14 protein-coding genes and 1 riboswitch are annotated in these 13690 nt (G+C 32.0%); of the genes, 10 read left to right on the top strand and 4 right to left on the bottom strand.

Annotated features, from left to right (window positions below):
* Positions 1 to 11 precede the first annotated feature (11 nt).
* The 4 genes from ribD (at position 12) to ACL_RS05455 (ending at position 3964) form a co-directional block, all read left to right on the top strand.
* Positions 12 to 1085 carry a bifunctional diaminohydroxyphosphoribosylaminopyrimidine deaminase/5-amino-6-(5-phosphoribosylamino)uracil reductase RibD gene (gene ribD, locus ACL_RS05470; RefSeq protein WP_012243047.1) on the top strand — a complete coding sequence of 358 codons (1074 nt, stop codon included), beginning with the start codon at positions 12 to 14 and terminating at the stop codon, positions 1083 to 1085.
* 189 nt (positions 1086 to 1274) lie between these two features.
* The gene (locus tag ACL_RS05465) at positions 1275 to 1619 is read left to right on the top strand and encodes a CidA/LrgA family protein (protein ID WP_012243046.1); all 345 of its coding nucleotides are present in this window, start codon (positions 1275 to 1277) and stop codon (positions 1617 to 1619) included.
* Positions 1612 to 2301, top strand: coding sequence for an LrgB family protein (locus ACL_RS05460; protein WP_012243045.1), 690 nt, complete (start codon positions 1612 to 1614; stop codon positions 2299 to 2301). Before ACL_RS05465 ends, ACL_RS05460 begins: the two co-directional genes overlap by 8 nt.
* 79 nt (positions 2302 to 2380) lie before the next feature.
* On the top strand, positions 2381 to 3964 hold the full coding sequence (locus ACL_RS05455) for an ABC-F family ATP-binding cassette domain-containing protein (RefSeq protein WP_012243044.1): 1584 nt from the start codon (positions 2381 to 2383) through the stop codon (positions 3962 to 3964).
* Between the two features lie 46 nt (positions 3965 to 4010).
* Here ACL_RS05455 and ACL_RS05450 read toward each other — a convergent pair whose 3' ends face one another.
* Together ACL_RS05450 and ACL_RS05445 are read right to left on the bottom strand one after the other, a co-directional pair.
* A complete protein-coding gene (locus ACL_RS05450) occupies positions 4011 to 4886 on the bottom strand; it encodes a GNAT family N-acetyltransferase (RefSeq protein ID WP_012243043.1) in 876 nt (291 codons plus the stop codon).
* A complete protein-coding gene (locus ACL_RS05445) occupies positions 4883 to 5350 on the bottom strand; it encodes a methylated-DNA--[protein]-cysteine S-methyltransferase (protein ID WP_012243042.1) in 468 nt (155 codons plus the stop codon). The genes ACL_RS05450 and ACL_RS05445 overlap by 4 nt, the downstream gene beginning before the upstream one ends.
* A 91-nt stretch (positions 5351 to 5441) precedes the next feature.
* Here ACL_RS05445 and ACL_RS05440 point away from each other — a divergent pair, with 91 nt between their 5' ends.
* From ACL_RS05440 to ald, 6 genes are all read left to right on the top strand, one after another.
* Positions 5442 to 6368 carry a metal ABC transporter substrate-binding protein gene (locus ACL_RS05440; protein ID WP_012243041.1) on the top strand — a complete coding sequence of 309 codons (927 nt, stop codon included), beginning with the start codon at positions 5442 to 5444 and terminating at the stop codon, positions 6366 to 6368.
* A gap of 4 nt (positions 6369 to 6372) precedes the next feature.
* Positions 6373 to 7068, top strand: coding sequence for a metal ABC transporter ATP-binding protein (locus ACL_RS05435; protein ID WP_012243040.1), 696 nt, complete (start codon positions 6373 to 6375; stop codon positions 7066 to 7068).
* A complete protein-coding gene (locus tag ACL_RS05430; protein ID WP_012243039.1) occupies positions 7061 to 7876 on the top strand; it encodes a metal ABC transporter permease in 816 nt (271 codons plus the stop codon). The genes ACL_RS05435 and ACL_RS05430 overlap by 8 nt, the downstream gene beginning before the upstream one ends.
* Complete coding sequence (locus tag ACL_RS05425; protein ID WP_012243038.1) at positions 7877 to 8242, top strand: Fur family transcriptional regulator; 366 nt, start codon at positions 7877 to 7879, stop codon at positions 8240 to 8242.
* Positions 8243 to 8316: 74 nt separating this feature from the next.
* Positions 8317 to 8419, top strand: a riboswitch (purine riboswitch).
* A 131-nt stretch (positions 8420 to 8550) separates the two neighbouring features.
* Positions 8551 to 9549, top strand: coding sequence for an oxidoreductase (locus ACL_RS05420; RefSeq protein ID WP_012243037.1), 999 nt, complete (start codon positions 8551 to 8553; stop codon positions 9547 to 9549).
* A gap of 20 nt (positions 9550 to 9569) precedes the next feature.
* The gene (gene ald, locus ACL_RS05415) at positions 9570 to 10676 is read left to right on the top strand and encodes an alanine dehydrogenase (RefSeq protein ID WP_012243036.1); all 1107 of its coding nucleotides are present in this window, start codon (positions 9570 to 9572) and stop codon (positions 10674 to 10676) included.
* 25 nt (positions 10677 to 10701) lie between these two features.
* Here ald and ACL_RS05410 read toward each other — a convergent pair whose 3' ends face one another.
* Together ACL_RS05410 and gdhA are read right to left on the bottom strand one after the other, a co-directional pair.
* Positions 10702 to 12153: an O-antigen ligase family protein gene (locus ACL_RS05410; protein ID WP_041634220.1), complete on the bottom strand. Its 1452-nt coding sequence runs from the start codon at positions 12151 to 12153 to the stop codon at positions 10702 to 10704.
* Between the two features lie 92 nt (positions 12154 to 12245).
* Positions 12246 to 13583, bottom strand: a complete 1338-nt coding sequence (gdhA, locus tag ACL_RS05405; protein WP_012243034.1) for an NADP-specific glutamate dehydrogenase — start codon at positions 13581 to 13583, stop codon at positions 12246 to 12248.
* Positions 13584 to 13690: the final 107 nt, after the last annotated feature.

Raw genomic sequence — 13690 nt, 5'->3', positions numbered from 1 at the left:
AGGTAAAATATATGGACTTAAAATTACAGACGAAATACATGAAACAAGCGTTTAATTTAGCAATAAAAGGCGAAGGATTTGTGAATCCAAACCCACTTGTTGGTGCGGTTATCATTAAAGATGGTAAGGTCATTGGTAAAGGGTATCATAAGGCATTTGGTCAAGTACACGCTGAAGTGGATGCAATTAATCATGCAACAGAAGATGTAGCTGGTGCAACGATGTTTGTAACACTAGAACCATGTAGTCACCATGGTAAACAACCACCGTGTGCATTTAAACTGATAGAAAAAGGTATTAAAGAAGTTTATATTGCAAACTTAGATCCAAACCCACTAGTCTATAAACAAGGCGTTAAAGTGCTAGAAGATGCCGGCATCAAAGTACATTATGGTATCTTAGATGACCTAGGTTTAAAAGTAAACGATATATTCTTTCACTATATTACAACTAAAAGACCATTTGTAGCCATGAAGTATGCCATGACTTTAGATGGTAAATTAGCAACTAAAGATTTTGATTCTAAATGGATAACTAATAAAAAATCAAGAAAATATGTTCATGATTTAAGAAATAAATATAGTGCAATACTTGTTGGTGTGAACACAATCATTAAAGATGATGCAAAACTCGATGTTAGAAGAAGTAAGAAATCTAAAAACCCAGTAAGAATAATCTTAGACCCAAAACTACAAACACCAAAGAGTACTTATGTTGTAAAAACAGCTAAAACCCAACCAACTTGGATAGTCTCTGAAACATATGATCAAAGCTATGTGGATTTGGGTGTTAAAATCATTCAAATGCCAACCATTGATTTAGATAAGCTTATGACGATTCTAGGTGAAGCAAAAATAGATAGTATCTTCATTGAGGGTGGTGCATATACGCATGCGAGTTTCTTAGAAGCTAATTTAGTGAATAAAGTTTATGCATTTATAGCACCTAAAATCATAGGTGGAAAAAATGCACTTACTCCAATAGGTGGGGAAGGTGTATCTTTAATGAAAGATGCCCATGTATTAAAAGATGTTACTTATACACAATTTGATGAGGACATCTTAATTGAAGGTTATTTTAAATAAACATCTTTGGACGAATATACATCATGTTCGTCCTTTTTATTAGGTATACATATACATGAAATGTATCAAAATGTAAGAAAAGTGAAACAAATTTACATAATTTGATTTTCATTATAGGATTTGATGCAACCAACTTTGAAATATCGTATAATAGTGACGCATCAAAAAAATAACTTATAAGGACCATACATGAAGATTTTATTTCAGCTATTTATTTTAATTGTATTTACGTTACTAGGAGAACTTATTTCCTATTATCTACCATTTAGTTTTCCAGGTAGTTTAATTGGATTAATCTTACTTTTTTTAGCACTTTTATTGAAACTTATAAAGGTGGATCACATTAAAGAAGTAGCGTGTTTTCTTCAAAAATATATGGCGTTTCTATTTGTTCCACTTGCGGTTGGCTTAATGGAATACTTTGATTTAATTAGTCTTCATTGGGTAGAACTAGTTTTAGTATTAATTATTTCTACAACCATTACTTTAATTGTCACCTCACTACTAGCACAAAGAGGTATCAAACATGAATGATATACTTTGGACCGTAGGTTTAACTATTGGTGTTTATGTAGGATTTTATTATCTACAAGATAGATTTAAAATCTCTTTACTAAACCCTTTATTACTCACCTCTACATTTATAGTTATCTTTTTATGTGTAACAAATATTAACTATGACACGTATCAAGAAGGTACTAAAATGATTTCGTTTTTCATAGGACCTGCAACAGTTTCACTCGCACTTCCTTTATATGAAAAACTACCGATTTTAAAGAAACATTGGAAGACCATTATTAGTGTTTTAATTGTAGGTGTTATCGTACACGCATTAACCATTGCAGGTATTGTATTTATCCTACATACGACAGATGAAATGATTGCAACGATGATTCCTAAGTCAGTAACTACACCGATTGCTATGGCAGTATCTGAAAGCCTAGGCGGTATTAAAAACTTAACGGTTGTTATTGTTGTGTTAACAGGTGTGTTAGGTATACTAATTGCACCACCTATCTTTAAATTATTTAAAATTACATCCCCAATTGCACGTGGTTTATCCTTAGGTGCTGCCTCTCATGCAGTAGGTACAACCAAAGCGATTGAATATGGTGATCTTGATGCATCCGTTGCAACTCTATCATTAATCATTACAGGGCTCTTAACTGTGATTGCTGCACCACTGATTTATCAATTATTAACATGGATTGTATAAAAATATAACATATAAATAGAATAAAACCTCCACTTGTGATATGATATGTAAGGTTTATCATGTTGGAGGTTTTTTTATTATGTTAAATGTGTCAAATGTTACGTATCAAATCGGTAAAGATATCTTATTTGAAGATGTCAATTTAAAATTCACTAAAGGTAATTGTTATGGTGTTATTGGCGCTAATGGTGCCGGTAAATCTACGTTACTAAAAATATTGGCTGGTAAGTTACCTACTACAAGAGGTACCATTACTATGGACCAAAATCAGAGATTATCTTTTTTAGAACAAGATCAATTTAAATATGATGAGTTTACTGTCATTGATACAGTAATTCAGGGTAATAAAAAGTTATACCAAATCATGATAGAAAAAAATGAAATCTATGCTAAACCTGATTTTAGTGAAGAAGACGGTATTAAAGCTGGAGAACTAGAAAGTTTATTTGATGATATGAACGGTTGGAATGCCGAGTCTGATGCAGCTATTTTACTCACTGGATTAGGTATTGATGTTGAAAAGCATTATGAACTTATGAAAGACTTATCAAGCAATGATAAGGTTAAAGTATTACTTGCTCAAAGTTTATTTGATCAACCAGATGTTTTATTACTAGATGAGCCAACCAACCACTTAGATACTAAAGCTGTGTTATGGTTAGAAAACTTTTTAATGGATTTTGAAAATACAGTCATTGTTGTATCTCACGATAGATACTTTTTAAACAAAGTGTGTACACACATTGCAGACATTGACTATAAACAAGTAACTCTTTATGCTGGTAACTATGATTTTTGGTATGAGTCTAGTCAATTAATGTTAAGACAAGCTAAAGAACAAAACAAAAAGAGTGAAGAAAAAATTAAAGAATTACAAGACTTTATTTCTCGCTTTAGCGCGAATGCTTCTAAATCTAAACAAGCAACATCAAGAAAGAAAGCATTAGAAAAAATTGAGTTAACAGAAATTAGACCAAGTACAAGAAGATATCCATATATTAACTTTAAGTATGAAAAATCTTTAGGTGATGATATCTTAAAAGTGGAAAACTTATCTAAAACAATTGATGGTGTAAAAGTCTTAGACAATGTAACATTTACATTAGGTAAAACAGATAAGGTTGCATTTATTGGTTTAAACGATAAAGCAGCAACTGTCTTATTCAACATTTTAAATGAAGTAGATACACCAGATGCTGGTTCATTTAAATGGGGCGAGACTGTTATTAAAGGTTACTTTAGAAAAGATAACAACTTTGAATTTAAAAAGCCAACCGTGATGGTTGACTGGTTAACAGATTATTCTAAAAACAAAGAAAATACATATGTAAGAGGCTTTTTGGGACGTATGCTATTTAGTGGCGAAGACGCTTTAAAGAAAATTAATGTACTAAGTGGTGGAGAACGTGTAAGACTCTTAATGTCTAGACTTATGATTGAAGAAAAAAATACACTTATCCTTGATGAGCCAACCAACCACTTAGATATGGAATCTATTACAGCACTAAATAAAGGCTTACAAGAATTTAAAGGTGTGTTATTATTTACTACACAAGATCATCAATTAGTGTCAACAACAGCTACACGCTTATTTGAAATTGATGAAGCAGGTAAGTTCATTGAACATATCGTTGATTATGAAACATACTTAGAAAACAGATAAAAATAATACAGGAGAAATCATATTCATATGACTTCACCTGTTTTTATTAATGTCTTTCATACACCATAAGTGCAAACTTTTGAACAATTTCAAATCCTGCACTTAAATATATGTATTTAGCAGCGTTTTTGTTTCCTGTAAAAAGTGTCATATACTTAGCACCCATTTGTTGAAGGGTTTGACAAAGTTTTTGGAAAAGTATTTTACCTAAACCTAGACCGCGTACTTCACTCACGATTTCTATACCAGAAAACATGCCCCTAAAATCGTTAGCTATTAATAGTGGACCTGAAAATCCCATGACTTGATTATCTTTTGTCACAATCAAAAGTGGATCAGGTCGCTTTCTAGATAAATTAGCCATAATCGCGTATCTAAAAGAGTCACTTTGAAGTTTAGTTAAAAAGATATCCATACCCTTATGTTTAAGTGGATTATAAAGTGTCACGTCATAACCTTTATAATTAAGTGTCTCTAATTTTTCACTAATTGTATTATCTAATTTAAATTGTTTTAAATCTAAAAAGTAGGTTTCTTGAATAGAAGTTTCTTTAAAACCTAGTTCAAGATAGGTCTTATGTAACTGACTATCATAAATAACCCCTTGTTCATTAGGGTGAATCATATGTTCCTTAGCATACCATGCTAAGTGGTAAGGCTTATGATAGTGAATACGTATATCTTTAGTGGTCTTATCAATGAGTTGCTGAATCAGTGGTTTATAGCTAGAGGCTTCACCAATAACTAAATTGATATCTACAAACTCATCTACACTATAGATGAGTAGACCACAAATTTCATTATCTACTCGTTGTACAATATATTCTAAATTAGTAAGCATATCTCCAAACTGCTCAAAATTTAGTTCAACATAATGGGTATGTTTCAATTGGTTTAGATAAAAATCATAAAGTTTCTTCATAAATACTTTCCCCCTTCTTTATGTAATAAATCTATTTTTAACTGAATATCTGATGAGAATCCACCTAACCTGCCATCTGATTTGATCACCCTATGGCAAGGTATGACGATCAATAAAGGATTACTGCCCACCGCATTACCAACGGCTTGATATGCTCGTGGGTTTGAAATTCTAACTGCAATATCTTTATAGGATGCAGTCTTTCCGTAAGGTATCTCAATTAATTGTTGCCACACTAATTTTTCAAATGAACTACCTTCTAAATCAAGTTTAATATCTTTAGGTATGGGTATACCTTTAAAATAGTTATCAAGTATTTGAATATACGGTGCAGTTATTTCTTTGTTTAAGGTTAAATTTGAAAGGTCTTGATGATTATAAATATCAATAGATTTTAAACCGTTTTTGGACACTTTAATGGTAAAGGTCCAATCACCATAGCTTATGAAATCATAATACAACATTGCATGCACCTTTCTTTTGCAAATCGTTTGCAAAGTCTATTTTGTGTGATATAATACTTTTGCAAATGATTCGCAAAAGAGGGAATTCGACATGAAAAAACTATTTGTTACACTTTTTATTTTATCACCTTTATTAATTTTATATGCTTGTGGCTCATCATATCATTATGATATTGTTGTATCTGATTACTTCACATATGATATTGTTAAGCAAGTTACAGGTGATGAACTCACCATTAAAACGCTACAACCCATCCATATGGACTATCACACTTATGAACCAAGTAGCAGTGATTTAGTAGATTTAAAGAAATCAGATATCTTTATCTATACATCCATTAATGCATCACCTTGGTTAGTATCTGAAAATAATGTATCTAGTGTCATCGGTGATGGTGCCTTTACATCTTTTGAAGTGTTACTTAATTTAGAAGTAACACATGATGAAGAAACATGGCATGATCATGAAGAAGATATGCATGATGACCATGATCACGGATTTGACTTTATATCTAATCCGTTTTATGTAGCAACAATTGTACAAAATCTAAGTGACTACTTAGGTGAACTATATCCGGAATTAAAACAAGTATTTGATGAAAATGCACATGACTATTATGATAAACTTACCAATCTAATTACACCATATCATGATAGTAGAGAAACTTTAGTACCTTTAGATGTTTATTTTATTGGACATAATGCACTAAACGGCTTTAGTGAAGCATTTAATTTAAATATTATTGCACTAGATGAAAATGTATCACCTAATACAGAAGCAACCAGTGCTCAAGTACTAGCATTTGTTAGTGCATTAAAAAATAATGGCATAACAACAATGTATATGGAAGAAACACCTGATCAAACTACAGTAAACTATATTAAAGCACAAATACCTAATATAGAAATACTTGAACTACACACCTTCCATAAAATATCTAAAGAAGATTATAAAAATAATATTGGTTACTATGAATTAATTGAAAGAAATATAAATCACTTAGAAATGGCAAATTAAAACTATGAAACCTAATTGTTCAAATTGTTTAATTGAATATAAAGATGTAACCCTTTCTTATGGTTATTTAGACGTCATTAAGCATGCAAGTTTTACCGTGCACCAAAATGACTTTTTAAACATCGTTGGACCAAATGGTGCAGGTAAAACCACCTTAATTAAAAGCTTAATTCACCAAATCAAACCAAAACATGGACAAATCATCATGCAAGATCTAAACATGGGTTATGTGCCTCAAAAATTAACCATTAAAAGAAATATCCCTTTAACCGTATTAGAGTTTATCTATACAGGGTTTACCAAACAACGCCTTATCATATCTAAAAGTGATAAAGCACTCATCGTTGAGTGGTTAACTAAAATGAAGTTAGATACATCGCTATTAAATGAAAAGGTAAGTCACTTATCCGGTGGTCAACTACAACGTATTTATTTAATTAGAAGTTTAATATCAAATCCAGAAGTACTCATATTAGATGAGCCTGCTAGTGCACTTGATCCTAATTTTAGAGAATATTTTTATGAACTGATTAAAGACATTAGACGAAATAACAATCTAACGATTATTCATATTACACATGATTTAACAGATGTTATTTTGGAAAATAGTTTAGTCATGTATGTGGATCAAGAAATTAAATTCTTTGGTACATACATAGACTACAACAAATTTGAACACGAGGGCCACCATCATGACTGATCTATTATTGATTTTTGATACCCTAAAGTATGGTATTATGATTGTCTTACTCCTTGGACTTACAGCAAGTTTATTAAGTCCTTTTGTTGTATTAAATGAACAAAGTTTAATCGCAGATGGACTAAGTCATGTAAGTTTTGCTGCACTAGTTGTTGGTATCTTTTTTATAGATAACCCATTTTATATTGCTATACCGATTGTCATTGTAGCATCGATATTTATAAGATGGCTTATTAGGTATACAAAAATACACGCAGATAGTGCAATCGGTATTGTATCTAGTGTCGGTTTTGCAATCGGTTTAATTTTAATTAGATATACCAATTCTAGTATTGACTTAGAAAGTTTAATATCTGGTAACTTATGGTTTAGAAGTGAAGCGGATGTTTATTTAACACTTGCGTTACTAGGTTTAACGTTATTATTCATTATCCTAAGTTATAGAAAACTTATTAGTATTACCTTTGATTATGAACATGCAAAATTCAGTGGTATTAAAGTGGATTTATATAATTACATATTTGCAGCCCTAACTGGAGTATTTGTAGTTATTGGTGTACGTAGTATTGGGGTTTTATTAATTTCTAGTTTACTGATATTTCCTGTTGTAACATCAAATTTATTTGCAAGAAGATTTCCAGATCTTATGATTATTGGAAGTGTGGTGTCAACCTTAGTCATTAGTACAGGACTAATTCTTGCACACATCATGAAGCAACCTGCAGGAAGTATTATTGTCATATTATATACACTTGTATTTCTTGTCTTGTTTATTATTAAAAAAGTTATATTTAGGAGGGTTACATAAATGAAGCTAACAACTAAAAGGCAAATGGTCTATGATACTTTAAAAAGAGCTAAAAAGCCTCAAAGTGCTGATGACATATATAACGCACTCGGTGGAGAAAAACTTAATTTGTCTACCATTTATAGAACCTTAGAAATATTTCATCAAGATGCACTGGTTTCTAGAAATTACTTAGACAATACAGCGTATTACTATTTAAATGAAGCTGAACACCACCATTTCATGGTGTGTGAGAATTGTCATAAGAAATATGAGTTTGATTGTCATATCGATAGTTTGATAGAAGAAATTAAAATTACTTACGGATTTGAAGTTCAACATCATGATTTAAATCTTTACGGTATATGTAAAAACTGTCAAGAATAAGATTATGTGAAGTTTTGATAATCTAAATTATTGTAAAACATTAGGCTTTACAATTTTATGTGAATAGGTTATAATTTCAACATGTATCTTATGTACCGTATAATTAACTAATATTCGGTAGTTAAGTTTCTACCTTAGTTCCGATAAACTAAGACTACGTACATACTCCTTCTTAAAATGAATTAAAATAAACAATCCATCCACCGTTAATGACGGTGGATTTCAATTACTACGGGATTGATTTTTAAGTGATTTGGGTAATCTAATGATATAGCGCATGTTAAAATAGAAGTAAGTGGAGGTTACATATGAAACTATTAGAACCAATTAAGGTTAAAGATACAGAGTTTAAAAACCGTGTGATGATGAGCCCTATGTGTATGTATTCTGTAGAAAAACAAGATGGAGTAGCAACTGATTTTCACTATGTACATTATGTCACAAGAGCAATCGGTGGTGTAGGTTATATTATGCTTGAATCTACTGCAGTATTACCAAATGGACGTATTAGTTATGAAGATTTAGGTTTATGGGATGATAAACATGTAGCACCACTAAAGAAAATCGTAGATGCAGTACACAAGTATGGTGCAAAAATTGGTGTTCAAATCTCTCATGCAGGTAGAAAATCTCGCACCGACAATATTGTATCTAGTACAGATGTACCTTTTTCAGATAAGAATTTGACCCCTAAGATGTTGGATGAAGAGGGTATTAAAGAAATTGTTAAAGCATTTGGCCAAGCAGCACGTCGTGCCAATGAGGCAGGTTTTGATAGTATTGAGCTTCACGGTGCACATGGGTATTTAATTGCACAATTTATATCTGATGTTACAAATCAAAGAACAGATAAATATAAAGATGGTACTTTATTCTTAAAAGAAATTATTGATGAAGTATTACTTTATTTTCCAAAAGAAAAAATTCTTCAAATTAGAGTATCAGGATACGAGTATCACGATCTAGGGATGACACCTTATGATTGGGCAAGTATTTTAAATACATTTAAAGATAAAATTGATATCGTAAACGTATCAAGTGGAGGTATTCTACCTACACCTGTAAAAGATTATCCGGGATACCAACTGCCTTATGCAAAGATTATTAAAGAGGAAACTGGCCTAGTAACGATAGGCGGTGGACAAATTGATGATCCGCTACTGGCAGAAGCCGCTATTTTAGATGGCACAATGGATATGGCGTATTTTGGCCGTAAATTATTAAAAGAACCATATTTTATATTTCAATTAGACGATCAATTATTACCGAAACAATATACAAGAGCCAGGGGTCTTATTTCCAAATAAATTATAAAGGAGTAAAACACATGATTATTGGATTAGTTAGAGAAGTAAAAGAGAGTGAAGATAGAGTTGGGTTAACACCGGATGCTGTTAGAGCTTATGTAAAAGCAGGACACACAGTCTTGGTAGAAAGTGGTGCAGGCAAAACCTCAGGGTTTAGCGATGCAGCATATAAAAAAAGAGGCGCTGTCATTATAGACAGTGCAAAAGAAGTTTGGCATAAGTCAAAAATGATTATTAAAGTTAAAGAGCCAGTTCGTAGTGAGTATCCACTCATTAGAACCGGTCAAATTCTATTTACATATCTGCACTTAGCGGCAGATGAACCCTTATTAAAAACATTGTTAAAGAAACGCGTATCATCCATCGCTTATGAAACTGTACGTGATGAAACAGGGCTACCTTTATTAAAACCTATGAGTGAGGTTGCAGGTAGACTATCTGTTTTAGAAGGCGCTAGATTCTTATATAAAAACAATGGTGGAAATGGGTTATTAATTTCTGGTGTAACAGGTGTCAACCCTGCAAAAGTTACTATTATTGGTGCCGGTGTTGCAGGTAGTGCAGCACTTCAAAATGCTTACGGATTAGGCAGTGATGTCACGATTCTAGATATTAATGAGAAAAGATTAGACGATTTAAAACAAATCTATCCTAAATTAACAACACTCATATCTAATGAAGCAAATATTATTGCTTCATTAAAAGATGCAGATTTAGTGATTTCAAGTGTCCTATTACCTGGTAAGAAGGCACCAAAACTCATTAAAAAAGCATATTATAAAGATATGAAAAAAGGTACTGTGATTGTCGATATCGCAATCGATCAAGGTGGATCAACTGAAGTAAGTAGACCAACTACACACTCAGAACCAGTCTTTAAAGTTTCTGGTATTACACATTATTGTGTAGCTAACATGCCAGGTATTGTACCTAGAACAGCAACGATTGCACTTAATGATGCAACTTTAAAGTTTGGACTAGAGATTGCAAATAAGGGTTTAGAAAAATCAGTAGAAGAAAATCCTTCGATCAATGAAGGACTCAATACCTATAAAGGATACATCACTCAAAAAGATGTAGCAGAAAGTTTTCATAAAGAATTTATAACATTTGAATCCTTAAGATAAATAAAACCGTGTAGACACATTGAGTCTACACGGTTTTTATGTTTGGATCATGAGGTGTTTTTGAAACTTGAAGTTCCTTAGGTACGAAGTCATCTTCACTACCTAAATTGTCAAATACGGCAAAGGTAATATAAGTGATCACAGAAAAGTGAATCATGTACTGAGTATTATCAAGCAAGCCATGAAGTTGACTTAATACATAGGTTAGTAAGAATGCTGAAACGGCTTTAAATCGTATATTTTTAATAAAGATACGACCAATACATACGAATTGATAAATGAGTGCTCCAATACCTACTACACCACCAGTTGCAAGCACTTGGAAAAATGTTGAGTGGTAAATCGTAATACGGTTTTCAGCTTCACCTAATATCCATATTTGATTATACCAACCAGTGCCAACAACTGGATGTTTTAGGAAGGATAACCAAGCAGAGTCTTCATGATAGAACCAAAGGGTGAGTCTACCACTTAACATGGAGTCTGGATTATCAAAATCAATTGTATTAAAGAATGAGTCCCATATTTGTTGTACAGTGGGTAAAAACACTAGAATGACTATACCACCAATAATTGCAGTAATAATTAAGTTTATAAGTTGTCTTTTATTACGTTTGAATACTGCGTAAACAACTGCACCCAACCCTAGGACTGAAACAGTGACCATGGAACCTCTGGCATTGGATACATAAATCCAAAAGGCAGAAAATGCTAAGTATAACCAAGGGAATAGTTTTGTTGGGTATTTATATAAGTAATAAATAACACTTGCAGAGAAGAGAACTACATGGATAGTTAAATCATTTATATTACCCCAACCAGGTACACTACCTGTACCTAGATTAAACATGCTCATGAAATCTAGTAAAAAGTCTGTACCTTCCCAAGCTAGAAATCCGTCATACCACATTAAGATTAACTGGAATGTTAACATAAGACCCGTTAACATGAAGATACGCATTAAATAGTGTAATTGATTACCAACTATGGTATTGGCGTAATATAGATATATAATTAAATATAAGACACCTAATAAGGATAACATCATACCTACAGGTACAAATGGTTTTGCAAACTCAGGTAAGATAAAACTAATAGATACGATAATCATAGAAGCACCTAAAGTTTTTAGTTTAAACTGTGGTCTAAACTTAATGACATGAACGATCATACCAATAATGATTAAACCAATATTTAAAAATCCGATAAGTGCCAAATCAAAAGTGTCCAAATTCATATTATGTATACCTAAAGAAAATACCAAACCAAATATAATTGGTAAGGTATAAATTGTGTTCTTATAGAAAAAGGATATTAGAAAAAACGGTATGCTTAATAAGAATAAACTAAAAAATGAGATCACCATCAAGTGTTCTGTAGGTACAAAATATCTGTAAGACCAAATCATAAATGATATACCTATCATTAAGACCGGGAATATACGTCCACCTAATTGTTGTTCAATTTTTTCTTTCAAAGTTAAGCCTCATTCATTTTCATTTGTTAATAAAAATTATAACATAAAAAGCATAATCTTAAGTTACGAGTATCATAAGATTATGCTTCTTTTTATAGACCTTGTTCAAGCATAGCTTGATAAACTCGTTTAAAGGATAAAATATTTGCACCCTTAACTAAATTTTTATCATCGCCATAACTTCTAGCAGTTTCATACATATCTTCGAAAATACGATTCATGATAGTTTGTAGTTTTTGATCAACTGTATCAAAATCCCAATAAGTATGTAATGCATTTTGTTGCATCTCTAGTCCACTGACCGATACACCACCTGCATTACATGCCTTACCTGGAATGAATAGAATGTTGTTATCAAGAAAATAGTGTGTAGCATCTAAAGTAGTTGGCATATTCGCACCCTCTGCAAGTAACATAATGCCATTATCTACTAACTTTTTAGCTTCCTCTAAATCTAATTCATTTTCGGTTGCACAAGGTAGTGCAATATCACAGTTAATTTCCCAAATGCGTTTAGGATTTTCTGCGAAAATTGCCGAAGGATAACGTAAAGTATAATCTTTAATTGATAAATTATTATCTTTAATATATTCTAAGTAAGACACGTCAATACCAGTTTCATGGTGTATCACACCATCAATAGAAGACATAGCAACCACTTTAGCACCCATTGCTTGAGCCTTATACCCTGTATGTATGGCAACATTACCACTACCGGATATAATAACTATTTTGTCTTTTAAATCTGTTTGAAAGTAAGTTTTTAAAGCAGCAAGTACCATATAAATAATACCGTAACCTGTAGCTTCAGTTCTAGCTAAGGAACCACCATATTTAGTGCCCTTACCAGTAAATACGCCTTCATGTCTTTGAGTTAAGCGTTTATACATCCCAAACATATAACCGACTGTTTTTTGTGAAACCCCTAGGTCTCCTGCTGGAATATCCATGTTGGGACCTAAAAACTTATGTAGTTCCATCATATAAGATCTACAAAATCTTAGGATCTCTTGGTCACTTTTATGTTTTGGATCAAAATCAGCGCCACCTTTAGCCCCGCCTAAAGGTATACCTGTTAAACTGTTTTTAAAGGTTTGTTCAAATCCTAAAAATTTTAGTATGGATTCATTGACTTTAGGTGTAAATCTAATACCACCTTTATATGGACCTAGTGCTTGGTTAAACTGTACTCGGTAACCTGTATTTACATGTCTAGCACCTTTATCATCTTCCCAAGGAACTTTAAAGGTGATAATACGATCTGGTTCTACAATGTTACGTATAATATTTGTTTCAATGATTCTAGGATCTTCTTCAATAACCTCTGAAATAGATTCAAAGAATTCATATACAGATTGAAGATACTCTTTTTGATAACTATATTTAGTCTGTAATTCATTATAAATAGATGTTAAGTGTTCATGCATCATAAGTAAGTTGGCTCCTTTATTGTTATATATATTGTATCAAATATAAGATGAAAAGACTTTAGAAGCGTTTAAAAAGAAAGAAGCCTAACCGAAATTGGTTAGGCTTC

This window comes from Acholeplasma laidlawii PG-8A (genome assembly GCF_000018785.1).
GTDB classification, from domain to species: domain Bacteria; phylum Bacillota_I; class Bacilli_A; order Acholeplasmatales; family Acholeplasmataceae; genus Acholeplasma; species Acholeplasma laidlawii.
This window is presented reverse-complemented; position numbering and strand designations above follow the sequence as displayed.

Excerpts from the sequence above, each read along its gene's own strand:
- gdhA (WP_012243034.1), bottom strand. The coding sequence starts at position 13,583 with ATGATGCATGAACACTTAACATCTATTTATAATGAATTACAGACTAAA.
- ACL_RS05460 (WP_012243045.1), top strand. The coding sequence starts at position 1,612 with ATGAATGATATACTTTGGACCGTAGGTTTAACTATTGGTGTTTATGTA.
- ald (WP_012243036.1), top strand. The coding sequence starts at position 9,570 with ATGATTATTGGATTAGTTAGAGAAGTAAAAGAGAGTGAAGATAGAGTT.
- ribD (WP_012243047.1), top strand. The coding sequence starts at position 12 with ATGGACTTAAAATTACAGACGAAATACATGAAACAAGCGTTTAATTTA.
- ACL_RS05450 (WP_012243043.1), bottom strand. The coding sequence starts at position 4,886 with ATGAAGAAACTTTATGATTTTTATCTAAACCAATTGAAACATACCCAT.
- ACL_RS05430 (WP_012243039.1), top strand. The coding sequence starts at position 7,061 with ATGACTGATCTATTATTGATTTTTGATACCCTAAAGTATGGTATTATG.
- ACL_RS05445 (WP_012243042.1), bottom strand. The coding sequence starts at position 5,350 with ATGTTGTATTATGATTTCATAAGCTATGGTGATTGGACCTTTACCATT.
- ACL_RS05465 (WP_012243046.1), top strand. The coding sequence starts at position 1,275 with ATGAAGATTTTATTTCAGCTATTTATTTTAATTGTATTTACGTTACTA.
- ACL_RS05435 (WP_012243040.1), top strand. The coding sequence starts at position 6,373 with ATGAAACCTAATTGTTCAAATTGTTTAATTGAATATAAAGATGTAACC.
- ACL_RS05425 (WP_012243038.1), top strand. The coding sequence starts at position 7,877 with ATGAAGCTAACAACTAAAAGGCAAATGGTCTATGATACTTTAAAAAGA.
- ACL_RS05420 (WP_012243037.1), top strand. The coding sequence starts at position 8,551 with ATGAAACTATTAGAACCAATTAAGGTTAAAGATACAGAGTTTAAAAAC.
- ACL_RS05440 (WP_012243041.1), top strand. The coding sequence starts at position 5,442 with ATGAAAAAACTATTTGTTACACTTTTTATTTTATCACCTTTATTAATT.
- ACL_RS05455 (WP_012243044.1), top strand. The coding sequence starts at position 2,381 with ATGTTAAATGTGTCAAATGTTACGTATCAAATCGGTAAAGATATCTTA.